We start from the raw sequence: 23,682 nt of genomic DNA on the forward strand, positions 1-23,682 counted from the left end.
CAAGGCTTGGCGCCTGCCTGGTACGGGCGGGAGGCGGCGGGTGGCCCTGGCCAGGACACGCAAAACCCCCTCCATGGTGCTCGATGGCGCCATCCATGGCGCCAACGGTCCTGTCCAGGGCCACCCGCCGCCTCTGGACAATTTCCCGCGAGCGCGGCCAAAAGCCCGTGCCGTGCAGTGTCATCTGCAAAACGAAAACGCCGGGCAGAGCCCGGCGCTTCGCACCCCGTCTGGTGGAGAGCCCCCCTTTGTTAAGGGGGGCGCGCCAGCGGCGCGGGGGATAGGTGAAATGCGCGGGCAATTCACCGGAGGTGGATCAGTTCTGGGGAACAACGTTCCTCAGAACTGGCCACCGAACGTGAATTGCAGACGCTCGATCTTGTCATCGTCTTCCTTCTTCAGCGGGAAGGCGTAGCTGATCGAGATCGGGCCGACCGGGGCGCGCCACAGCAGGGCCACGCCGGTGGACACGCGCAGCTCGTTGGCCTTGAAGTTCTGAGTGCCGTTGTAGACGTTGCCGAAGTCGACGAAGGCCGACACGCGTGCCGACGGGCTGTCGAACAGGCGCGGGAAGTAGGCTTCGACCGAACCGACGGTCTTCAGCGAACCACCCAGCGGCTGGCCTTCCGGATAACCGGTGGTGACTTCGCGCGGGCCGAGGGTGTTGTCCTCGAAGCCGCGCACCGAGTTGGTGCCACCGGCGTAGAAGTTCTCGAAGAACGGCAGGCCGCTGGCGGTGACGGTGCGGGTGGTGCCATCCGGATTGGTCAGCGTACGGGTGTAGTCGTTGCCGTAGGCATCGCCGTAGCCGATTTCCGCGCGGGTGTTGATCACCAGCGACGGCATGATCGGCCAGTACTTGCTGATCTGGTAGTTCAGCTTGTAGTACTCGATGGTCGAACCCGGCAGCGTGGTTTCCAGGCCGATGCGCTGGTAGGTGCCGCGCGTCGGCATGAAGTAGTCGTTGCGCGAGTCGCGCGCCCAGCCCAGCTCGGTGCGCCAGGCGTGGAAGGTGCGCTTACCGACCGCGTTGATGTAGTCGATGATCGACTGCGGGGTCGAGCCCTGGTAGGTGGTGATCTGGTTGCTGTCGATGCCGAACATCAGCGAGACGGTATCGGTCTCGGTCAGCGGCACGCCGAACACCACCTGCGCCGAACCATTGGTGCTGTTGTACTGCGCGGTATTGAAGTCGGAGTAGTCCAGTTCGCGCCAGGACAGGTTATAGCCCAGCGACACGCCGTCATCGGTGAAGTACGGGTTGGTGTAGCTGAAGCCGTAGCGCTGCAGGTAGCTGCTGCGCGAGGCTTCGACCGACACGCGGTTGCCGCCGCCAAGGAAGTTGTTCTGCGACAGCTGCACCGAGGTGGTCATGCCGTAGGACTGCGAGTAGCCCAGGCCGAACACGAAGCTGCCCGAGGTGGTTTCCTTGACGTTGTAGACGACGTCGACCTGGTCGTTGCTGCCGCTGACGGCCGGGGTCTCCACTTCCACCGATTCGAAGTAGCCCAGGCGCTGCAGGCGGATCTTGGAGCGGTCGATCGCGGCCTGCGAGTACCAGCTGTTCTCGAACTGGCGCATTTCGCGGCGCATCACCTCATCGGAGGTGCGGGTATTGCCACGGAACAGGATGCGGCGCACCGACACGCGCGGGCCGGGCACGACCTGCATGTTGATGGCGACGGTCTGCTCGGCGCGGTTGGTGGTCGGGATCGGGTTCACCTTGGCGAACGCGTAGCCGATGTTGGACAGCGAATTGGTGATGGTGTCCGAGCTGAATTCCAGCAGGGCACGCGAGAACGTGTCGCCGGACTTCTGGATCACCATGCGCTCGACGTCCTCCTGCGGGAGGATGGTGTCGCCGCTGACCTTAATCTCGGAGATCTTGTACTGCGCACCCTCGGTCACGCCCGCAGTCAGGAACATGTCGCGCTTGTCGGGGCTGATCGAGACCTGGGTGGAATCGATGCTGAAATCGACGTAGCCGCGGTCCAGGTACCAGGAGTTGAGCTTTTCCAGGTCACCGGACAGCTTTTCCTTGGAGTACTGGTCGTCACGGCGGTACCACGACGCCCAGTTGTGCTCCTTGGACTCCCAGGTCTCCAGGATGTCCTTGCTCTCGAACTTTTCGGTGCCGACCAGGTTGACGTGGCGGATCTTGGCCGCCTTGCCTTCCTTGATGGCGATGGCGATGTCCACGCGGTTGCGGTCCAGCGGGCTCACCGTCGGGGTGATGTCGACGTTGTATTTGCCACGGTCGTTGTACTGGCGGCGCAGTTCCTGGGTCACGCGGTCCAGGCTCAGGCGATCGAAGGTGCCGCCCTCGGTCAGGCCGATGTCGGACAGGCCCTTGAGCAGCTGGTCGGACTTGATGTCCTTGTTGCCGGTCACGGTCAGCTTGTTGATCGCCGGACGTTCCTTGACGGTCACCACCAGGATCGTGCCCTGGCGGTCCAGCTGCACGTCTTCGAAGAAGCCGGTCTTGTACAGGGCGCGGATCGTCTCGCCGACCTTGTTGTCGGTGACCGTCTCGCCACGTTCCACCGGCAGGTAGGTGAATACCGTGCCCGAGCTGATGCGCTGCAGGCCATCGACGCGGATGTCGCTGACAGTGAAGGGCTCGGCTGCCTGGGCCAGGGCGGGAGCGCCGGTGACGGCGGCGAGGGCGAGGGCCAGCAGGCGGCGATTGGGGAGTCGCGTCATGTCACGTCCGGTAGGAAGGTCGATTTCATTGGTGCGGGATGCCGACGCTGTAGACGGCAACAACATGGAAAAGTTCATCGCGGGACCAGGCCGAGGATGTCGTTGTAGAACGCCAACCCCATCAGCCCGGCCAGCAACGCCAGGCCGATGTATTGGCCGGCGGCGATGGCACGCTCGCTCAGCGGGCTGCCCTTGACCAACTCGATAAGGTAATACAGCAGGTGGCCGCCGTCCAAGATCGGGATCGGCAGCAGGTTGATGATGCACAGGCTGAGGGACAGCAGGGCAAGGAACTGCAGGAACCAGTCGAGGCCGCGCTTGGCCGAGACATTGGCCACGCGGGCGATGGTGACCGGCCCGGAAACGTTCTGAAGCGAGGCCTTGCCGGTGACGATGCGGCCCATCATGCCCAGCGAGTCGGCCGCCAGGCGCCCGGTTTCGCGTACCGCGACGGTGACCGAGTCCAGGGGGCCGTAGCGCAGGAGGGTGTCGTAGGGGGGGCTGAACTTGGTCGGGAACTGAACGCCGATCTGCCACGTGGGGCCGCCCTTGGCGTCCTGGCCCTTGCGTGGCGTCACTTCCAGCGCCAGGCGCTCGCCGCCACGCAGGACCTCGATCATGCCCGGGCCACCGGCACGGCCCAGCGCCTGGATCTCGCCGATCACCTGGTCGGCGCCGTCGATGCGCTGGCCGTCAATGGCCACGATCAGGTCGCCCGGCTGCAGTTGCCCGGCCACCACGGAGTCCGTGGTGAGCGACTCGACCAGCGCGGGCTGCAGCCACGACTGCCAGTACATGCCAGCCAGGATCGGCACCCGCCGCTCATCGAAACCCGGCGGCAGCTGCGACAGCGGCAGCGTGCGCGTGCGCACCTGGTCGGCCGTATCCAGCACTTCCAGCTTCACGTCGCGGCGGTCCATCGCGGCCGCGGTCAGTGCCATGCTGGCCTCGCCGAGGGTGACTACCTGGCGGTCGTCCACGCGCAGCACGCGGTCGCCGCTGGCCAGGCCGGAACTGGCGGCGATGCCGCTGACGCGGCCGACGGTGGGCGAGTAATCCTGCTTGCCGATCACGAACATCGCCCACAGCAGGAGGATGCACAGCAGCAGGTTGGCGATCGGGCCGGCGGCAACGATCGCGATGCGCTGCCAGACGGTCTTGTGGTTGAAGGCCTGGCCGCGCTCGTGCGGGTGGACTTCGACCTCGCGTTCGTCGAGGAACTTCACGTAGCCACCCAGCGGAATGGCGGCGATGGCGAACTCGGTACCATGCCGGTCGCGGCGCGACCACAGCGGCCGGCCGAAGCCGACCGAGAAACGCAGGATCTTGACCCCGCACAGGCGCCCGACCCAGTAATGCCCGAACTCGTGGAACGTGACCAGCAGCCCGAGGCTGACAATCATCCACCAGACCGATCCGATGAAGTCAGTCATGCAGGCTCACAGTGGCGGGCAGGGGCGGCGGCGTCATGCTGGGCGAGGCGGTCGTTCAGGCGGCGTCGATGGCGTTCAGGGTGAGCTGGCGTGCCCGCTGGTCGGCGGACAACAGGACCTCCAGTGTATCGGCTGCTTGCGTCGGCAGTGTTGAAAGAGCGTTAGCAACCAGCGCCGGGATCGTCAGGAAACCGATCCGGCCCTGAAGAAACGCTGAAACCGCCTCCTCGTTGGCAGCATTCAGCACCGCCGGTGCGGTGCCGCCGGCCTGCATGGCCTGCCAGGCCAGGGCCAGGCAGGGGAAGGCGTCGGTGTCCGGGGCCTCGAAATCCAGCCGGCCCTGGGCCAGCAGGTCCAGCCCGGCCACGCCCGATTCGATGCGCTGTGGCCAGCCCAGGCCAACGGCGAGAGTGGTGCGCATGTCCGGCAGGCCCATCTGCGCCAGGGTCGAGCCGTCGACGAACTCGACCAGCGAATGGACCAGGCTCTGCGGGTGCACCAGCACTTCGATGCGCTCACCGGGCACGCCGAACAGGTGGTGGGCCTCGATGACTTCCAGGCCCTTGTTCATCAACGTCGCCGAATCGACCGAGATCTTCGGTCCCATCGACCACTTCGGGTGGGCAACGGCCTGGGCCGGGGTGACCTGGGCCAGTTGGGCGCGGCTGCGGCCACGGAACGGGCCGCCGGAGGCGGACAGCAGGATCCGGCGCACGCCGGCGCCGTCGACGCTGGCGTCGCGCGAGCGCAGGCACTGGAAGATGGCGCTGTGTTCGCTGTCGATCGGGATGATTTCGGCGCCGGCACGTTCGGCGGTACGGGTCAGCAGTTCGCCGGCCAGCACCAGCGATTCCTTGTTGGCCAGCAGGATGCGCTTGCCGGCGGCGGCCGCGGCCAGGGTCGAGGACAGGCCGGCAGCGCCGACGATGGCCGCGACCACGGTATCGCAGGCGTCGCTGGCGGCCAGCTGGTCCAACGCGGCATGGCCGGCATGGGCTTCGGTGGCCAGTCCGGCGTCGCGCAGGCCGTCACGCAGTTCGGCGAACAGCGATTCGTCGGCGATCACCGCGTGCGCGGGCTTGTGCTGGCGGCACAACGCCAGCAGCCCCTGCACCTGGCGTCCGGCGGCGAGCACGGTCGCCTGGTAGCGCTGCGGGTGGCGGGCGATCACGTCCAGCGTGGAGGCACCGATCGAGCCGGTGGCGCCGAATACGGCGACCCGGCGCAGGTCTGCAGCAGCATTCATGGTCAGAACCCGAAGATTTCCTTGCCCAGCGCGAACACCGGGACGGCGGCGAGGACGCCGTCGACCCGGTCGAGCACGCCGCCATGGCCCGGGATCAGGTGGCCCGAATCCTTGGCGCCCGCGTGGCGCTTGATGAGGCTCTCGAACAGGTCACCCAGCACCGAGGCGAACACGGCCACGACCGCGGTGATCAGCAGGCCCGGCAGGTGTGCGGTATCGATCCCGGCCAGCCAGCCCAGGCCGACGGCCACGGCGACACCGGCCAACAGGCCGCCGAACAGGCCTTCCCAGGTCTTGTTGGGGCTGATCCGCGGGGCCAGCTTGTGCTTGCCGAAATGGCGGCCGGCGAAGTAGGCGCCCGAGTCGGCCGCCCACACCAGTGCCAGTGCAGCCAGCAGCCACAGGTGGCCCTGCTTGCCCGGCGGATCGCCACCGGCATGGATCAGCACCAGCGCGGCCCAGGCGGGCACGATGGCAAGCGTGCCGGCCAGCATCTTCAGGATGCGCGAGGGCGCCGACGGCTGTGCACCGAAATTGAAGAAGCGCAGCCAGACCAGCGCGGCCAGCCACCAGGCAACGCCGGCCAGCGTGGTTATCTGGAACAGCACCAGCGTACTGCCATCGGCCCAGACCAGCAGCACCATCAGCAGCAGGTTCAGCACCAGAAGTACGGTGCGTGCCAGGGTGTCTTCGATACCGGCCAGCTTCAGCCATTCCCACAGGCCGATCAGCAGCACCGCAGCGGCGGCGGCGGCCAGCCATTGCGTGGGCAGCAGCAGGATCGCCGCAATGGCAACCGGCGCCATGATCAGCGCGGCGAGGACTCGGGTCTTGGTCATGGGCTGGAAGTCTCGGTGGCCAGTGCGGCAATCTGGGCGCTGGTCAGGCCGAAACGACGCTCGCGGCCGGCATAGGCGTCCAGCGCCTGCTGCAGCTGCCCGGCATCGAAGTCCGGCCACAGGGCCTCGGTGAACCACAGCTCGGTGTAGGCCAGCTGCCACAGCAGGAAGTTGCTGATGCGGGTGTCGCCGCCGGTGCGGATGAACAGGTCCGGCGGCGGCAGGTCGGCAAGGGCGACCTGGCTGCCCAGCAGCGATTCGTCGATCTGCTCGGGCAACAGGCGACCGGCCGCCACTTCGACGGCCAGGGCGCGCGCGGCGCGGGCGATGTCCTGGCGGCCGCCATAGCTGGCCGCGATCGACAGGGTCAGGGTGGTGTTGTCGGCGGTGCGCTGTTCGGCCAGCTGCATGCGGCTGACCAGCCCGGCACCGAAGCGCTCGCGTTCGCCGATGAAGCGTACGCGCACGCCGCGCCGGTGCAGCTCGTCCACCTCGCGGTCGAGCGCGCCGAGGAACAGCTTCATCAACGCATCCACTTCCTCCTGCGGCCGGCCCCAGTTCTCGCTGGAGAAGGCGAACAGGGTCAGCGCCGGAATGCCCAGTTCAAGGCAGCGCTCGATGGTGCGGTTGACCGCGCGCGCGCCGGCACGGTGGCCGATCACGCGGGGGCGACGGCGCTGCTGTGCCCAGCGCCCATTGCCATCCATGATGATGGCAATGTGGCGGGGCAGGGCGGCCGGTAACGGAGGCGGGGCTGAAGGCATCGACTTCAGACCGACAGCAGTTCTTTTTCCTTGTCGGCGACGACCTTGTCGACGTCCTTGATGTTGGCGTCGGTCAGCTTCTGGATGTCGTCTTCGCCGCGCTTCTTCTCGTCTTCGCTGATCGCCTTGTCCTTGACCAGCTTGGCGATTTCCTTGTTCGCGTCCTGACGGATGTTGCGGATCGCGATCTTGGCGCCTTCACCTTCCTTCTGCACCTGCTTGGCCAGCTCCTTGCGGCGCTCTTCGGTCGGCGGCGGCATGTTGATGCGGATCGCGGTGCCGAGGGTGTTCGGGGTGAACTCGGCGTTGTAGAGCCCCTTTTCGATCTCCTTGATCATGCCCTTGTCGAACGGCGTGACCAGCAGCGAGTGCGCGTCGGCGTTGGAGATCGAGGCAACCTGGTTCAGCGGGGTGCTGGCGTTGCCATAGGCACTGACCGTCACGCGGTCCAGCAGGGCAGGCGTGGCACGCCCGGTCCGGATGGAGGTGAGGGTGTGCTTCAGAGCGTCGATGCTCTTGGCCATGCGCGTCTGCGCGTTGTTCTTGATGTCGTTGAGCATCGCCCGGTCCTGGATGTATCTGGAATCGGGCGATTATAGGCGAATACGGGACGCTGCCGGGCCTGAATCGGCCCGATCGCCGCTTTGCGCTCAGGCTCAGGCCGGGTCGCGGCCCTGGACCAGGGTGCCGATGTTCGCGCCGTTGAGGATCTTCAGCAGCTCGCCCGGCTGGCCCATGTCGAACACGCGCATCGGCAGGTCGCTGTCGCGGGCCAATGCGAAGGCCGCCGTGTCCATCACTTCCAGGCCGCGGCGGATCACTTCGTCGTAGCTCAGGCTGTCGAAGCGGACCGCATCGCTGTGCTTGTTCGGGTCCTTGTCGTACACGCCATCGACCTTGGTGGCCTTCAGCAGCAGGTCGGCGCCGATCTCGATCGCGCGCAGGGCGGCGCCGGAATCGGTGGTGAAGAACGGGCTGCCGACGCCGGCGGCGAAGATCACCAGGCGGCCCTTTTCCAGGTGGCGGATGGCGCGGCGGCGGATGTAGTCCTCGCACACGTCGTTGATCTTGATCGCGCTCATCACGCGGGCCTTGGCGCCCAGCTTCTCGAGGGCATCCTGCATGGCCAGGGCGTTGATGACCGTGGCCAGCATGCCCATCTGGTCGCCGGTGACCCGGTCCATGCCGCCGGCGGCCAGGCCGGCGCCGCGGAAGATGTTGCCGCCCCCGATCACCAGCGCCACTTCGGCACCGGCCTGCTGGGCTTCGATGACCTCGCGGGCCAGGCGATTGATGACCTTCGGGTCGATGCCGTAGTCCTCGTCTCCCATCAGCGCCTCCCCGGACAGTTTCAGAAGGATGCGGCGATAGGCGAGCTTGGACATGAGGACCTCGGGTGCGTGGAAATCGCGGGCGATTCTACGCGCATGCGGCGTCGTGCCAAAGTGTTTTGTGCACTGCGGCGCAGAATCCGGTCGTTCGCCGCGGTCAAACGGGGCTTCCCGTTCAGCCCAGCTCGGCGCCAGCGGTGGCCGACAGCTCGTCGTGGCCGAGGGCACCTGGCGAGCGGGCGATCACCCGGTTGCGGCCCAGGTTCTTGGAGCGGTACAGCACGTCGTCGGCTGCGCGCAGCAGGTCCTGCACGTCGGCGAAGCGCTCGTAGCCACCCTGGGTGGCCACGCCGGCGGAGAAGGTGACGAACAGCGGCCCGCCCTCCAGCTCGGCCATCGGCGTGGCGACGATGTTGGCCAGCACCCGGCGGATCACGTCCAGGGCCACGCTTTCGCTGGTGTTTGGCAGCAGCGCGACGAATTCCTCGCCGCCGAAGCGGGCGACGGTGTCACTGTTGCGCAGCTGGCCCTGCAGCTTGCCGGCGAAGGCGCGCAGTACCTCGTCGCCGGTCAGGTGGCCGTGGGCGTCGTTGATCTTCTTGAAGTCGTCCAGGTCGATGAAGGCCACCGACAATGGCCAGCCCTGGCGGCCGGCGCGCAGGAATTCCTGCTCCAGCACCGCTTCCAGCTGGCGGCGGTTGAGCACGCCGGTCAACGCGTCACGATGGGCCTGGTCGGCGAGGCGCTTGGCGCGCGCCTCGAACTCGTCGGCGCGGCGTCGTGCCTGGTCGGCGTCCTGCAGTTCGCGCAGGTTGCGCAGCGTGGCCAGCTCCTGCGCGTGATCGATCAGCTCGCGCACCCGCGCCGGGGAATTGAGGCCGGCATCAAACAGGCTGGCGATGTCGGGCAGGGCTTCACTGATGCGGGCGAGGACCTGGTCGAAGCGCGCGCTGTCCAGCTCCAGGCGGTCGTGCACCTGCTGCAGGGCGCGCTCACGCGCGGCGTCGGCGTCGCTGTCCAGCCAGATGTCGGCCACCGCGCCGGACAGCTGCACGCAGGCCTGGAACGGCGATTCGGCGGCGTCCTCGTCCTCGCTGTGGCTGATGCTCTCCACCAGGTAGCGGGGCAGGCCCCATTGCTCGGCCACCCACGCGCCGACCTCGGCATGGCTGCAGCCCAGTTCCTCGCGTTCGCGGGCGACCAGGTCGATGTTGTCGCGTGCCTCGCGCAGCAGCGGCAGGTAGCGCTCCGACTCGGCCTGGGCCAGGCACAGTACGCCCAGGTCCTGCAGCAGGCCGGCCAGCATCAGTTCTTCCAGCCGGCGCAGGCCGCGCGCCTGGCCCAGCTGGCTGGCAGCCAGGGCGCTGAGGATGCTGCGCTTCCACGCGCGCTGGCGCAGGTCGTGGTCGGCGCCGGTGCCGCCGGTCAGGCCCTGGGTGACAGTGAAGCCGAGGGCGAGGCTGATCGTGGCGTTCAGGCCCAGCATGGTCAGCGCCTGGCCGAGGTTCTCGATCCGGCGGCGGCTGGCGTACAGCGGCGAATTGGCGATGCGCAGCATGCGAGCGCTCAGCGCCATGTCGATGGCGATGATGTCGGCAGCGGTGGCGATGTCCGCTTCCGGGTCCTGGGCCAGTTCGATGATGCGCAGGGCAATACCGGGTGGCGAAGGCAGGTTGCGGCAGAGCGCCAGGGCAGCTGTCAGCTCGGGAGGCATGTCGGGTCGTTCAATTCCATTAGGACAAGAATACCTAGGAATGCATCACAGTCCGCGATTTTCGTTCCTGCTAAATGACTGTGGATTCCCTGCGCCGAGTATCGGCTTGATTCGCGCGCAACGCAAAGGTGCCGGTTGTGCGCACCAACGGTGCGCACCCACCGGTGGGCCATGGGTTGATCCCTGGGCCCATGCATAAAAAAAGAGCCGCGGTTTCCCGCGGCTCCTTCTGGTCGCTTCACAGCCGGAAGGCTGGAATCAGACCTGCATCGCCTTGGCAACTTCGGCGGCGTAGTCTTCCACCACCTTCTCGATGCCTTCGCCGACGATCAGCAGCTTGAAGCCTGCCACGTCGGCGCCGGCGGCCTTGACCACCTGCTCGACGGTGGTGTCGCCCAGCACGTAGGTCTGGCCGTACAGGGTCACGTCGCTGACGATCTTGTTGATCTTGCCGCTGATGATCTTTTCCAGGATGTCGGCCGGCTTGGCCTTGTCCTTATCGGTCATCTTGGCCAGCTCGATTTCCTTTTCCTTCTCGACGAACTCGGCCGGGACGTCCGCAGCCTTGTTGTGCGGCGGCTTCAGCGCGGCCACGTGCATGGCCAGGCCACGGGCCAGCTCGACGTCGCCGCCGATCAGGTCGACCAGCACGCCGACCTTGCCGTTGGTGTGGACGTAGGCACCGATGTTGCCGGTGGTGTCGACCTTGACCATGCGGCGGATCTGGATGTTCTCACCCAGGGTCTGCACGGCGGTGGCGCGGGCTTCCTCGACGGTACGGCCGTCGGCCAGCGTGGCGGCCTTCACGGCTTCGACGTCGTTGGCGCCCGATGCCAGGGCAGCAGCGGCGACGGCGTTGACGAAGGACTTGAAGTTGTCATCGTTGGCGACGAAGTCGGTTTCCGAGTTGACTTCGACCAGCACGGCCTTGCCGCCGTCCTGGGCCAGGCCCAGGCGGCCTTCGGCGGCCACGCGGTCAGCCTTCTTGTCGGCCTTGGCGGCGCCGGACTTGCGCATGGCTTCAGCAGCGGCGTTGATGTCGCCGTTGGCTTCGGTAAGCGCCTTCTTGCATTCCATCATGCCGGCGCCGGTGCGCTCGCGCAGTTCCTTGACCAGGGAAGCAGTGATTTCCACGGGATTACCTCACGAAAGAAAGGGGTTGGGCCGGCATGGTGGCCGGCCCGTGTGACACGGTCCTGTCACGCGCCGATGGCTGCGTGCAGGGAGGGTGGACGCCGGGCGTCCACCCGGGGCCTGGATCAGGCCTGGGCGTCGTCGCCCTTCTTGGCAGCCTTCTTGGCCGGAGCGCGGCGGGCCGGCTTCTCTTCGCCTTCAGCAGCGGCTTCAGCGAATTCTTCCTCGCGCACCGAAGCGGCGTGCGGGGCAGCCGCCTTGCCTTCCAGCACGGCGTCGGCAGCGGCGCGGGCGTACAACTGCACAGCGCGGATGGCGTCGTCGTTGCCCGGGATGGCGTAATCAACCAGTTCCGGGTTGTAGTTGGTGTCGACCACGGCGATGACCGGGATGCCCAGCTTCTTGGCTTCCTTGATCGCGATGTCTTCGTGGCCGATGTCGATCACGAAGATGGCGTCCGGCAGGCGGTTCATGTCCTTGATGCCGCCCAGCGAGGCTTCCAGCTTGTCGCGCTCGCGACGCAGGCCCAGCACTTCGTGCTTGACCAGCTTCTCGAAGGTGCCGTCGGTTTCACCGGCTTCCAGTTCCTTCAGGCGGGCAACCGACTGCTTGACGGTACGGAAGTTGGTCAGGGTGCCACCCAGCCAACGTTGGTTCATGAACGGCATGCCGCAACGCTCGGCTTCTTCCTTGATGGTTTCGCGGGCGCTGCGCTTGGTGCCCAGGAACAGGACGGTGCCGCGCTTCTGGGCAACCGACGAGATGAAGTTCATCGCGTCATTGAACAGCGGGACGGTCTTTTCCAGGTTGATGATGTGGATCTTGCCGCGGGCGCCGAAGATGTACGGAGCCATCTTCGGGTTCCAGTAGCGGGTCTGGTGGCCGAAGTGGACGCCGGCTTCCAGCATCTGACGCATGGTGACCTGGGGCATTGCAATACTCCTGATATGGAACCAGCGAATCCGCCCGCGGGGATAAGTATGCGGGACGCGTGGAAGCGCGATCGGTTCCGGGGTTGGGCTTCCCTGTTGCCTCCGTGGCCGAACTCCTTGCGGAGCACCCCGGCACGGATGGGGGCAGCAGGTGTGGATTCACCGGTGACGTCCGGTGTGGACGGGTTCGCGCGCACGCTGGCGGCAGGAATCCGGTCGATTATAGCCCGCTGGGGGCGCTTGCTGCAATTGCAGGGTCAGTTGCGGCCAGATCGACCTCGCGGCCGTCCTGCAGGCGTGCCTGGAAGCGGCCGCCTGCATAGCCATCGGCGCGGGCAGGCAGGGGCCAGCGGCGTTCATGGCCCGCCAGAATGTAGCCGGCCAGGCCAGCCGTCAGCAGCGTTGCCTGGCCGTCCGCCGTGATGAAGCGCAGATCGTGCAGGCGGCCGTGCAGGGTACCGGCATTGCTGAGTCGCAGTACGGCCAGAGACCCGTGGGCCTCGACGCGGCCCAGCAGCCGGGCCTGCAGTGCTGGCCCCGCTGGGCCGCGGAAAAGCGGCAGCGAATAGCGCGGCAACCCCGGCAACGTCGGTGCCAGTACGACCCGATAGGCCTGTTCAGCGGCCGCCGCTGGCGGATCGCCCGGCAACAGCCAGACGCGCTGGGTGCTGCCGGGGGCCAGGTCCAGCCGCGCCGGGCTGACCCGGATCTGGTCGCTGGGGTGCAGTCGTTCGGCGTCCAGCTGCTGATCCCACGCCAGCACCTGCACCTGGCCCTGCCAGCGGCCGGGCCCGGGGTTGTGCAACCACAGTTCGGCGCTGCCGCCCTGGGCCGGCAGCTGCAGGGTGGTCGGCAACAGCTCCAGCGCTGCGGCAGGCAGTGCCAGCAGCAGTGCCAGCAGGATCAGCAACGCGCGCATCAGTAGATGAGGGTCACGGAGGGTGTTGCGTTCTCGTCCGTCGCCGGTGGTGCGAGCTCGCGGACTTGGCGCGGCGCCTGGGGTGCGTCACTGCGCTGGTGCGGTGCCGGGCAGCGGATGCCGCCGCCATCGTCGCTGCAGGATTCAACCACGGTCAGCCGGATCTGCAGGGGGCTGCTGGGTTCGGCCCATGCCGGCAGGCTGGCGACCAGCATCGCCCCGATCAGGAATGTGCGAACCACCTGCCATCCACCATGCTGAAAGACTTGCTGCGCGGTATCGGCGGGATGTGCTGGAACTGTAGCGCCGAGCCGGCGCTCGGCACGGCCTTCGTCCGGTGGGTGCCGACCGTTGGTCGGCACGCCGGTCAGTAGGTGATCGTCACCGTCACCAGGTCGTTGTAGGTGCCGGCCGGCGGCTGGCCACTGACCGGCGGCACCCGGCCATGGATGGTCAGCTGCTGCGCGCTGCCGGTACCGGTGCCGCTGGCCGTGTCGACGGTCAGGGTATTGCCCCAGCGCAGGCTCCGCGCCGAGTCCCGGTAGAGCTCGTAGGCGAGGTAATAGGTGCTTCCGCCGAGGGTGGTGGCCATGCGCCGGGTGGTGGTGGCAGTGGGATTGTTCTGGCCGTTGTCGAGGCCGACCTGGAAGGCAGTGTTCTTCAGGCAGGTCAGGGTGAGGGTGGCGGTCCGGTCGATGTTGGCCGGAATGCCGCCGGTGACGTTGCCGAAGTCCATGGTGGTGGTGACGTAGCTGCCACATTGCGGCAGCACGTTGGCGGTGGCGGTGAAGCTGAAGGCTGCACTGGCGCTGTTGGTGCCGGTGGCGCCGCCATTGCAGGTGGCGGGCACGGTGGCGGTACCGAGCAGGACTTCGTTCCAGGCCCAGGTCAGGACCACGTTGGCCCCGCTGAAGGTGCTGCTGTACGCGCCGGAGGCCAGGATCTGGTTGGCCGGGATCTGCCCGAACAGCTGTATGGACTGCGCACCGCTGCCGCCCGTCACCAGCGGCACGTTGTAGGTCATGGTCAGTTCCTGCGCAGGTGGCGTGCCGCGCGGCACCAGTCCGGTGACCTGGCCGAAGCTGGCGTTGTTGTACAGCTGGAAATTCAGGGTGTCACTGCTGGAGGTGGCCATCGTGCGGAAGGTGGAACTGCTGCCGCCGCCACTGCCTGCGCCGATGCCCACGCAGACGCGCACGCCGGTGGTGGCCAGCAGGCTCAGCGCGGCGGTGGTGCAGGTCACCGTGATGTTGAGGTTGGCCGTACTCGGGCCGGGTGCATTGCTGTTGATGTTGCCGAACGGCAGGGTCGGATTGGCGACCGCCGTGCAGACCGCGGTGGCACCGGCGGGCGCCGCTGCCAGCAGGCCGGCCCAGAGCAGCAGGACGAGCAGCAGCACCCTCATGGCGCCACCTCCGGGATGCACTGCTGCGGCGCCGGCTTCGGCCGTGCGCCGGACGCCACCACCTTGGGCAGGTCCGGCACTTTCACGCGGCAGGGGCCGCGGCTGGTGGTGACGTACAGCACGCTGCCGGCGGCAACGTCTTCCAGATAGAGCAGGCCGTCGTAGCCGACCGTGGCCTGGCGGCCATCGGGCAACCGCACCTCGCTGCCGACCTCCAGAGGCTGGCCGTCCATTGCCAGCAGGGTCAGGCTCAGTGACGGCCGCGAGCGCAGCTGGAAGGTCACGCGGGTGCCGGCGCGCTGGCGCGGGGTCACCCAGTCCTCGATGCGGTCGGCGCGCATGTCTTCGGGCAGGTCCAGGGTGTCGATTGAGACCCGGTTGCGCTGCCAGGACAGCAACGGACTGACCAGCAGCAGGCCGCGATCATCGGTGACGCCGATCAGGCGGTTCTCCAGCCGCACCGGGACGCCACCCACCCCATTGGTGCTGATCACCGCGAACGCATCGGACACCTCGCGCGTGGCGAAGGTGTGCCCGCCCATCCACACCAGGCTGCCGCTGGCGCTGGCGTAGGCATAGTTGAGTCCACCCTGGCGCGAGGCGCCGAACGAGTAGCGACCGACATCGTTGAGGATGCCGACCTCGGCCAGGCCGCCGTTGCCGTCCTCGCCGTGGCGCAGCTGCGCGCGCCAGCCGACGCCGCCGGCGCTGCCATCGCCCGGCACTGGCTGGGTCACGTCCGCCACCCAGCTCTGGCTGTCGCCGTTGCGCTGGCTCGAAAGGCTGGCCTGGCGGTTGTTGCCCAGGCTGGCAGTCACCGACAGGTAGATGCTGCGGTCGTCGCTGCGGTCCAGGTTCTGGTTTACCGAAAGATAGGCCGACCAGCGCTGGCTCCAGGTACGTGACCAGAACAGGCTGGCATAGCGGTTGTCGTCTCCATCCGGGTAGCGCAGGCGCAGATAGCTGGCGCTGAGCGTGCCCAGCCGCAGCAGGTCCAGGCCGAGCGTGGCCTGCTCGCTGATGCTCGGCGGCAGGTTGCCCTGCAGTGCGCCGAGGTCGCGGTAATCGCCATGGCTGCGTACGCTGCGCAGATTGACGTTGAAGCGACGGTTGTTCCAGCTGTAGCCCAGTGCCCATTGCCCACCCTGCAGGCCGTGGTAGCCGCTGTGCGCATAGGCGGCATTGAACACGCCAGCGGCGCCGAGCAGCCACCAGCCACCGACACCGGCCTGGGCCAGGCCGCCGCCGCCTTCGGCATGCGCCTCGCCGGTGAACGTGTCGGTGACACCGCCGCGCCAGCTGGCACTGGCCACCGTGCGATCGTCATAGGCGAAGGAGCGCTGGCCAAAGTCCTCGCGCAGGTGGCCGACGCCGGCCGACCAGTCCGAAAGGCCCCTGGCCAGCAGCTGCTGGGTGCCATAGAAACTGAAATCCAGCGTCTGCATGCGGCCGAACGCATCGGTCACCACCACCTGCGCGTTACCGGTGCCGCTGATGCCGGGCTGCGCCGCCAGCTGGAAGGGCCCGACCGGCACCTGGCCGCTGTACTGGCGCAGGCCATCGACATACAACTCGACCGTGGAGGGCACCACCGCCTGGCCGAGGAAGCTGGGCGTGGGCGTGAGCACGCGGTAGGGCTGCAGGCCGTAGTTGCGGCCGATCTGCAGGCCGCCCAGGCGAACCGGGCGGGTCCAGTCGACGAAGCCGCTGTAGAAGTCACCGACCTCCAGCGTGGTTGCACTGTCCGGGAAATCCAGGCTCCAGCGTGTGTCCAGGCGCACGCTCTCGCCGCGCCAATGGCGGTCGCCGGGTTGCTGGTAGCGGCGGCTGATGGCGGTGTTTTCGAAGGTGCCGTTGCCGATACCGAACACGCGCAGCTCCGCGCTCAGGCTGAGGTTGCTGAGCGTGTCCACCCGGCTGGCGTAGACGTCGTAGTTGAGCAGCGCGCCGGGCGAGGCACTGCCGGTGGGCGCGCGCGTCTGCGGGCGGCTGAGCACGGTGGTGGGCAGGATGAGCTGGTCCAGCGGCACGTCCAGTGCCAGGGTCTGCATGTGCGCGTCATAGCGCACCACCGCACCGCTGATCTGGTCCAGGTAGACCGGCGCATCGCCGCTGGCGTTGAAGCCAAGCTGGCGCAGCACTTCGGGGCTGGCCTGCAGCCGGCCGCGGTTCTCGGTGAATGGCAGCAGGCCGCGCGGGGTGCTGTTGAGCGACACATCCAGGTACAGCGCCTGGCTGGCGGTCAGCGGGGTCGGGGGAGGCAGGATGGCATCGGCCGACACGCCGGATACATCAACGGCCGCCACGCCGGACACATCGGCGGCCTCGGTCGCCGCGGGAGCCAGGGCCGCCAACAGCGCGCCCATCAACGCCTCAGCGAGCCGGTGGGGGCGACAGTGGCGTCTGTTCCGACTCGCCATTGAGCTTGGCCGTGATCTGGTCGTTGTCGCGGTCGATCGCCGTGCGTTCGATCGGCCAGCGCATCACCTGGCCCGGCAGCACGTAGCCCAGCAGCCCGGGATGGACAATGCGCGGGCGCGCGGCGCTGCCCAGCGCAAGATCGGCGATCTGTGCGTAGCTGTCGCCCGTATTGGCGACTTCCACGCCATTGCGGCCGTCCGCCAGTTTCACCAGGTGCGCCTGCAGCCGTGGGGCCAGGCGGCCGGCCGAAGGCTGCACGAATACCGGGATCGAATAGCGCAGCACGAACTGCATGCCCTCGGCACGGGTGGCCAGGTCGGGTACCTCGTCCACGATCAGCCGGTAGTGCCGCTGTGCAGGCGGTGGCTCGCTGTCCGGACGCATCACCCGCACCAGCTGCTGCTGGCCGGCGGCCAGTTCCTGCATCGGCGGCGTGGCCATCACTTCATCGGTGGGCAGCAGCTGTTCCTGGCCGTCCTGCTGCACCCAGCGGAACACGCGCACCTGCAGCGTCACCGGTGAGGTGCCGCTGTTGGTCAGCCACAGCTCGCCGGCACGCTGGCGGGCTTCCAGCTGCAGGCTGGTCGGGGCGACCTGCAGGCTGGTGGCGCCGGCACCGGCGGGGGCCAGCAGGTACAGGGCGAGCAGCGCCACGCCGGTGGCGCGCCACGGGCGGGGTCCGGCCATGCGGGCGTGCTCCATCAATAGGTGATCGTGGCGGTAACCGTATCCAGGTAGTTACCGGTGGCCGGGTTGTTGGTGCTCAGGTTCAGGATCTGGCCATAGACGATGTAGGGCACGGCCAGGCCAGTGCCGATGCCGGCCTGGGTATTGGTGCCGGTTGTGGCGCCCCAGACCAGGGTATGTGCGGCATCCTGGTAGAGCTGGTAGCCGACATAGTTGTTGGCGGTCACCGCGGCATTGGTGTTCTTCATGCGCCGGGTGGTGACGTCGTTGGCGGTGCCGGCGTTGGCGCCCGCGTTCAGCGCAATCGTGTAGGGCGTCAGTGCCGAGCACTGCGCGGTCACCGTACCCTGGCCCAGGGTGGGCGTGGCGGTGGTCGAGGCCGCCGTGCCGAAGTCGACGTTGGTGGCGGCCGCCGCCGTGATGGTGCAGGCCTTGGTGACCACCAGGGTGACGTTGAAGGTGGTGGTGTCGGCGGCCAGCGCCGGGCTGGAAAGCAGCAGCCCGGCCATGACCCATGTCAGCGGGGATCGAACTGGGGATCGCATGGACAACCTCCCTGACCCGAAGGTCCGTTGAACAAGGCGAAGACGGCACGTTCGGCGCCGCTTTGACGACAGTGGGTCCAGCTTAGGAGGCGTAAGTGTCTGTAATCCGTGATAAATAGGCAGGCGCAAGAGTGGAGGCCATCACGCTTTCACTTTCCTTGCCGGAATCGTGCATGGCCCGGATCGCCAGTTGGGCGGCGTTCGTTCAGATTGCGGCCGGATCGGCGATAATGGGTGCCATGAGCGTGAATCTGAAAACCCCGCAGGAAATCGAGATGATGCGCATCGCCGGCCGCCTGGCCAGCGAAGTGCTCGACATCGTCACCCCCCACGTCAAGCCCGGTGTCACCACCGAGGAACTGGACCGCATCTGCCACGACCACATCGTGAACGTGCAGGGTGCCATTCCGGCCAACGTCGGCTACCGCGGCTTCCCGAAGACCGTGTGCACCTCGGTCAACAATGTCATCTGCCACGGCATCCCCAGTGAAGGGAAGGTGCTCAAGGATGGCGACATCATCAATATCGACGTCACCGTCATCAAGGACGGCTGGCACGGCGACACCAGCCGCATGTACTTCGTCGGCACCCCGTCGGTGATGGCCCGCCGCCTGGTGGAAACCACTTACGAAGCGATGTGGCGCGGCATCCGTGCGGTGCGTCCGGGCGCCACCCTGGGCGACATCGGCCATGCCATCCAGAGCTACGCCGAAGGCGAGCGTTTCAGCGTGGTGCGCGAGTACTGCGGCCACGGCATCGGCAAGGTCTACCACGACGAGCCGCAGGTGGTGCATTACGGCCGCCCGGGCCAGGGCCTGGTGCTGCAGCCCGGCATGACCTTCACCATCGAGCCGATGATCAACGAGGGCACCCGCTACAACAAGGTGCTGCCGGATGGCTGGACCGTGGTGACCAAGGACCGCAAGCTGTCGGCGCAGTGGGAGCACATGATCGCGGTCACCGAGACCGGCGTGGACGTGCTGACCCTGTCGCCAGGCGAGTCGCAGGTTTCCTGAAGATGCTGCCGGCGAGTTCGCTGCTGGACACGCCGGCCGCGTCGCTCAACGACCCGGATTGGGCTGCTGCCGCGCGCCAGGCGCTGCAGCAGGCCGACGCGCGCCTGTACCGCCGCTTCGACCAGGGCGACAACATCGAGCGCCTGCTGGCGTTGCGCGCGCGCGCTGCCGACCATCTGATCCGCCTGGCCTGGCAGCGCTGCCTGCCGGCCGACAGCGGCCTGTCGCTGTTCGCGGTCGGCGGCTATGGCCGCGGTGAACTGTTCCCGCGTTCGGACATCGACCTGCTGGTGTTCGGCGATCCGCCGGCACAACTGGCGCACGAGGCGGCATTGGCGCGCCTGTTCGCGCTGCTGTGGGACTGCGGATTGGCTGTCAGCCATGCGGTGCGTTCTGCATTGCAGTGCCGGGAGGCGGCGGCTGACCAGACCGTGCTGACCGCGCTGATCGAGGCGCGCCCGATCCTGGCCGATGATGCTGCGCGCCGCGCGCTGCGCGAGGCGATCGACGACCGCGAACTGTGGCCGGCACGCGCCTTCTTCCTGGCCAAGCTGGAAGAGCTGCGCAACCGCCACCAGCGCTTCGGCGATACCGCCGACAACCTGGAGCCGGACCTGAAGGATGGCCCCGGTGGCCTGCGTGATCTCAATACGCTGGGCTGGATGGCGTTGCGTGCCTTCGGCGTGCGCGACCTGGAGGCCCTGGTCGGGCTCGGCCACCTGGGCGCCGACGAAGCCGCGGCGTTGAAGCGCGAACGTGCAGTGCTGGCGCGGTTGCGCTTCGGCCTGCACCTGGTCGCGCGCCGTCCGGAAGAGCGCCTGCGTTTCGATTACCAGAAGACCCTGGCCGCGCGGCTGGGCTTCGAAGACGATGCCGAGAACCTCGGCGTCGAGAAGATGATGCAGGGCTTCTACCGCGCCGCGCTGGTGGTGCGCCGGATCAGCGACCGGCTGCTGCAGCGCTTCGAGGAGCAGTTCGACGGCGAGGCCCAGCCGGAGCCGCTGACCGTGGGTTTTTCCCTGCGCCGTGGTTACCTGGCCGCCAACGAGGCCGACTGGCCGCGCGGCGACATCGGCCAGGTGTTCGCCCTGTTTTCCAGCTGGGCCAACAACCCGCAGGTACGCGGCCTGCATTCGCTCACTGCGCGTGCACTGGCCGAGTCGCTGCCGCTGCTGCCGGCCTATGACCAGGCCGATGCCGATGCACGCGAGCAGTTCCTGGCCCTGCTGCGCGGCCAGCGTCCGGTCGATACGCTTTCGCGCATGGCGCGGCTGGGCGTGCTTGGCCAGTGGATTCCCGCGTTTGCCCAGGTCAGCGGGCGCATGCAGTTCGACCTGTTCCATGTCTATACGGTCGACCAGCACACGCTGATGGTCCTGCGCAACATCGGCCAGTTCGCCAGCAGCCGCGCCGACGAGCGCTTCTCGATCGCGCACGAAGTGTGGCCGCGCCTGCGCAAGCCGGAACTGCTGCTGCTGGCCGGCCTGTTCCATGACATCGCCAAGGGCCGCGGCGGCGACCACTCGGAGCTGGGCGCGGTGGACGCGCGCGCGTTCTGCCAGGCGCATGCGCTCAGTGGCACCGATACCGAGCTGGTGGCATGGCTGGTCGAACAGCACCTGCGCATGTCGGTGACCGCGCAGAAGCAGGACATCGCCGATCCGGTGGTGATCCATCGCTTCGCCACCCTGGTCGGCAGCCGCGACCGCCTGGATTACCTGTACCTGCTGACCTGTGCCGACATCGCCGGCACCAGCCCGAAACTGTGGAATGCCTGGAAGGACCGCCTGCTGGCCGATCTGTACTTTGCCACCCGGCGCGCGCTGCGCGAGGGGCTGGAGCACCCGGTACCGGCCGCCGAGCGCGTGGCCGAGGCACGTGACAGTGTGCGCGCACTGGTGCGCGAGCAGGGTTACGACGATGCCACCATCGACCGCCAGTTCGCGGTGATGCCGGATGAGGGCTTCATCCGCCTGCGCCCCGAGCAGCTGGCCTGGCAGGCCGCCGCACTGGTGCCGGTGAAGCAGGGCCAGGCGCTGGTGAAGGTGCGCCGGATCAGCGTCGACGACCCGGCGCTGGAAGTGTTCGTGCACTCGCCCGACCGTGATGGCCTGTTTGCCGCGATCGTGATGACCCTGGACCGCAAGGGCTACGGCATCCATCGCGCGCGCGTGCTGGACGGTCCGGCCGACACCATCTTCGATACCTTCGAAGTGAACCCGGCCGACACCTTTGCCGATGGCAGCAGTGCCAACCTGGAAGCGGCACTGCGCGAGGCACTCAGCGGTGACCTGTCGCGCCTGCGGCCGTCGCGCCGGGTGGTACCGCGGCAGCTGCGGCACTTCCGCTTCGCCCCGCGCATCGAGTTCCGCGATGAACCGGGCGCAACCCGATTTGCCCTGGTCGCACCCGACCGTCCCGGCCTGCTGGCCGATGTGGCGTTCGTGCTGCGCAACCAGGGCCTGCGCGTGCATGATGCGCGCATTGCCACGTTCGGCGAACGCGCCGAAGACACCTTCGTGATCAGTGACGAACACGACCTCCCCCTGACTGAACCTGCCCGGCAGCAGCTGCATGACGCGATGCTGGCCTGCCTGGACCCTGATCGAAACGCCGGAGACCCCGCCTGATGGCCACCAAGCCCGCCAAGAAGACCGCCGCGACCCCCAAGAGCGCAGCGGCCCGGAAACCCGCTGCTGCCGCACCGGCCGCGAAGAAGACTCCTGCGCCGAAGAAGGCCGCTGCGGCGAAGGCCCCGGCGAAGAAAACGGCTGCAGTGAAGCGTGCTGTGAAGAAGCCGGCCCCGGCCAGGAGCGCCGAAGCCGTCCGCGCCGAAACCATCGCCCGCAAGTCGCTGCGCAAGCCGTCGGCACCAGGCGTGGAAGAACTCAAGTTCGGCATCGAGAGCGCCTTCGAGCGCCGCGCCACCTTGACCCTGCACGAGCTGGAAGGGTCGACCAAGCCGCTGGTCAACCGCGTGATCGACGGCCTGGAGAGCGGTGAGTTCCGCGTCGCCGAGCCGGACGGCCAGGGCGGCTGGAAGGTCAATGAGTGGCTGAAGAAAGCCGTGCTGCTGTATTTCCGCGTCAACGACATGGCGGTGGTCGATGCACGCCCGGCGCCGTTCTGGGACAAGGTCGAATCGCGCTTCGCCGGCTATGACGAAGCGAAGTTCCGCCGTGGTGGCGTGCGCGTGGTGCCAGGCGCGATCGCCCGCCGCGGTACCTACTTCGGCAAGGACGTGGTGCTGATGCCGAGCTTCACCAACATCGGCGCCCATGTCGGCGAAGGCACCATGGTCGACACCTGGGCCACCGTCGGTTCCTGCGCGCAGATCGGCCAGCACTGCCATCTGTCCGGCGGCGCCGGCATCGGTGGCGTGCTGGAGCCGCTGCAGGCCAGCCCGACCATCATCGAGGACCACTGCTTCATCGGTGCGCGTTCGGAAGTGGTGGAAGGCGTGGTGGTCGGCCACCACAGCGTGATCGGCATGGGCGTGTTCCTCAGCCAGAGCACCCGCATCTACAACCGTGCCACCGGCGAGGTCACCTACGGCTACATTCCGCCGTACAGCGTGGTGGTGTCCGGCTCGCTGCCGAGCAAGGACGGTACCCATTCGCTGTATTGCGCGGTGATCGTCAAGCAGGTTGATGCCAAGACCCGCAGCAAGACCAGCGTCAACGACCTGCTGCGCGGCCTGGCTGACTGAAGATGACGGCGCCGGAGGATCTGGCGCAGTCCGCGATCTACCAGCATCCGTCCGACACCCTGTTCGGGCGGATGCTGCCGCGCCTGCTGCACGCTCCACGCTGGACCAGGCTGCGCCGCGCGCTGTCGCGGCGCTGGCCGATGCCGGCGCTGCTAAGCGATGTGCGCGACGTGGTCTACGTGAGCTGGTGGGTCGACGTACGCCAAGCGCCGATGCCACCACCAGGCCATCACTACGTGGTCCATGCCGGACGCACGCCCTACACCATCCTCAGCTACCGGCACGGCCACTTCGGGCCCGCGCTGGCCGGGCCGCTGCGCTCGCTGATGCCGTCTCCCCGGCAGAGCAACTGGCGCTGGTACCTGCGTCGTGACGACGATCGGGACGGGACGCCGGTGGTGCTGTTTGATCGCAACGTGATGGACCAGCTGGCCTTCGTCGCCGGCGCGCGCGCTTTCAGCGATGCCATGCAGCCGCATCTGTCGGTGCGCTTCGCGCACGTGGTGCGCGCCGATGGCGGTGGGTACACCCTGATCGAGGGCGGGCAGGGCAGTGCGCCGGCGCTGCACCTGCAGTGGCAGGGCGCTGCGGGCTGGGACGATGCCGGGTGGGCGGCGGCCTTCGGCGGCTACCAGGCCCTGCTGCGCTTGCTGACCTGCCAGGACGAGGCCATCGCCCGCACCTGCGACCAGCGCTGGGCCAGCACCCGCATTGCTCTGCCGGTGGACATCGCGCAGCTGCAACCGCTGCAGCTGGAAGGCGAACAGCAGTGCCCGCGCCTGCAGGCGATGGGCGTGGCGCTGCACGAGGGGCTGGCCTTCCAGCTGCCAAGAGTACCTTTCCGGGTCGTGTCCGAGCGCCTGTTGTGAGATTCTGGCCCTCTG

General features: G+C 67.7%; 20 protein-coding genes. 4 read left to right on the plus strand and 16 right to left on the minus strand.

Features of this window, described 5'->3' with window-relative positions; all coding sequences use genetic code 11:
- Positions 1 to 339: 339 nt before the first annotated feature.
- From bamA to AC5P7F_RS08940, 16 genes are all read right to left on the minus strand, one after another.
- Positions 340 to 2,703, minus strand: coding sequence for an outer membrane protein assembly factor BamA (gene bamA / locus AC5P7F_RS08865; RefSeq protein ID WP_032956838.1), 2,364 nt, complete (start codon positions 2,701 to 2,703; stop codon positions 340 to 342).
- 74 nt (positions 2,704 to 2,777) lie between these two features.
- Positions 2,778 to 4,136, minus strand: coding sequence for an RIP metalloprotease RseP (gene rseP, locus AC5P7F_RS08870; RefSeq protein ID WP_164076961.1), 1,359 nt, complete (start codon positions 4,134 to 4,136; stop codon positions 2,778 to 2,780).
- 55 nt (positions 4,137 to 4,191) lie between these two features.
- A complete protein-coding gene (locus tag AC5P7F_RS08875) occupies positions 4,192 to 5,382 on the minus strand; it encodes a 1-deoxy-D-xylulose-5-phosphate reductoisomerase (RefSeq protein ID WP_495205414.1) in 1,191 nt (396 codons plus the stop codon).
- A 2-nt stretch (positions 5,383 to 5,384) separates the two neighbouring features.
- Positions 5,385 to 6,221 carry a phosphatidate cytidylyltransferase gene (locus tag AC5P7F_RS08880; protein ID WP_014646497.1) on the minus strand — a complete coding sequence of 279 codons (837 nt, stop codon included), beginning with the start codon at positions 6,219 to 6,221 and terminating at the stop codon, positions 5,385 to 5,387.
- The gene (gene uppS / locus AC5P7F_RS08885) at positions 6,218 to 6,985 is read right to left on the minus strand and encodes a polyprenyl diphosphate synthase (protein ID WP_032956844.1); all 768 of its coding nucleotides are present in this window, start codon (positions 6,983 to 6,985) and stop codon (positions 6,218 to 6,220) included. Before uppS ends, AC5P7F_RS08880 begins: the two co-directional genes overlap by 4 nt.
- A 5-nt stretch (positions 6,986 to 6,990) precedes the next feature.
- Positions 6,991 to 7,545, minus strand: coding sequence for a ribosome recycling factor (gene frr, locus AC5P7F_RS08890; RefSeq protein WP_014646499.1), 555 nt, complete (start codon positions 7,543 to 7,545; stop codon positions 6,991 to 6,993).
- A 96-nt stretch (positions 7,546 to 7,641) separates the two neighbouring features.
- Positions 7,642 to 8,370, minus strand: a complete 729-nt coding sequence (pyrH, locus tag AC5P7F_RS08895; RefSeq protein WP_014646500.1) for a UMP kinase — start codon at positions 8,368 to 8,370, stop codon at positions 7,642 to 7,644.
- Between the two features lie 121 nt (positions 8,371 to 8,491).
- Positions 8,492 to 10,030: a GGDEF domain-containing protein gene (locus AC5P7F_RS08900; RefSeq protein ID WP_046429719.1), complete on the minus strand. Its 1,539-nt coding sequence runs from the start codon at positions 10,028 to 10,030 to the stop codon at positions 8,492 to 8,494.
- Positions 10,031 to 10,288: 258 nt separating this feature from the next.
- On the minus strand, positions 10,289 to 11,164 hold the full coding sequence (gene tsf / locus AC5P7F_RS08905; protein WP_032956847.1) for a translation elongation factor Ts: 876 nt from the start codon (positions 11,162 to 11,164) through the stop codon (positions 10,289 to 10,291).
- Between the two features lie 125 nt (positions 11,165 to 11,289).
- Positions 11,290 to 12,096, minus strand: a complete 807-nt coding sequence (gene rpsB / locus AC5P7F_RS08910; RefSeq protein WP_005408748.1) for a 30S ribosomal protein S2 — start codon at positions 12,094 to 12,096, stop codon at positions 11,290 to 11,292.
- Positions 12,097 to 12,316: 220 nt separating this feature from the next.
- Positions 12,317 to 13,015, minus strand: a complete 699-nt coding sequence (locus AC5P7F_RS08915; protein WP_049403809.1) for a fimbrial biogenesis chaperone — start codon at positions 13,013 to 13,015, stop codon at positions 12,317 to 12,319.
- Complete coding sequence (locus tag AC5P7F_RS08920; protein WP_041863203.1) at positions 13,015 to 13,230, minus strand: hypothetical protein; 216 nt, start codon at positions 13,228 to 13,230, stop codon at positions 13,015 to 13,017. Before AC5P7F_RS08920 ends, AC5P7F_RS08915 begins: the two co-directional genes overlap by 1 nt.
- 152 nt (positions 13,231 to 13,382) lie before the next feature.
- Entirely contained in the window at positions 13,383 to 14,420 is a 1,038-nt protein-coding gene (locus AC5P7F_RS08925) for a Csu type fimbrial protein (protein ID WP_164076959.1), read from the minus strand.
- A complete protein-coding gene (locus AC5P7F_RS08930; RefSeq protein ID WP_164076958.1) occupies positions 14,417 to 16,786 on the minus strand; it encodes a fimbria/pilus outer membrane usher protein in 2,370 nt (789 codons plus the stop codon). The genes AC5P7F_RS08925 and AC5P7F_RS08930 overlap by 4 nt, the downstream gene beginning before the upstream one ends.
- Before the next feature lie 7 nt (positions 16,787 to 16,793).
- Positions 16,794 to 17,543: a fimbrial biogenesis chaperone gene (locus AC5P7F_RS08935; protein WP_049403820.1), complete on the minus strand. Its 750-nt coding sequence runs from the start codon at positions 17,541 to 17,543 to the stop codon at positions 16,794 to 16,796.
- Positions 17,543 to 18,073, minus strand: a complete 531-nt coding sequence (locus AC5P7F_RS08940) for a Csu type fimbrial protein (RefSeq protein WP_032956855.1) — start codon at positions 18,071 to 18,073, stop codon at positions 17,543 to 17,545. Before AC5P7F_RS08940 ends, AC5P7F_RS08935 begins: the two co-directional genes overlap by 1 nt.
- 230 nt (positions 18,074 to 18,303) lie before the next feature.
- Here AC5P7F_RS08940 and map point away from each other — a divergent pair, with 230 nt between their 5' ends.
- From map to AC5P7F_RS08960, 4 genes are read left to right on the plus strand one after another with little or no spacing between them, the layout of a single operon-like run.
- Positions 18,304 to 19,089 carry a type I methionyl aminopeptidase gene (gene map / locus AC5P7F_RS08945; RefSeq protein ID WP_005412748.1) on the plus strand — a complete coding sequence of 262 codons (786 nt, stop codon included), beginning with the start codon at positions 18,304 to 18,306 and terminating at the stop codon, positions 19,087 to 19,089.
- A 20-nt stretch (positions 19,090 to 19,109) separates the two neighbouring features.
- Positions 19,110 to 21,719 (plus strand): [protein-PII] uridylyltransferase, encoded by a 2,610-nt coding sequence (locus tag AC5P7F_RS08950; protein ID WP_445978323.1) that lies wholly within the window; start codon positions 19,110 to 19,112, stop codon positions 21,717 to 21,719.
- Entirely contained in the window at positions 21,719 to 22,798 is a 1,080-nt protein-coding gene (gene dapD / locus AC5P7F_RS08955; protein ID WP_164076957.1) for a 2,3,4,5-tetrahydropyridine-2,6-dicarboxylate N-succinyltransferase, read from the plus strand. The genes AC5P7F_RS08950 and dapD overlap by 1 nt, the downstream gene beginning before the upstream one ends.
- Positions 22,799 to 22,800: 2 nt before the next feature.
- Positions 22,801 to 23,667: a hypothetical protein gene (locus tag AC5P7F_RS08960; protein WP_046429728.1), complete on the plus strand. Its 867-nt coding sequence runs from the start codon at positions 22,801 to 22,803 to the stop codon at positions 23,665 to 23,667.
- Positions 23,668 to 23,682 lie beyond the last annotated feature (15 nt).

The organism is Stenotrophomonas sp. YJH_SMC_105-26 (assembly GCF_059368915.1).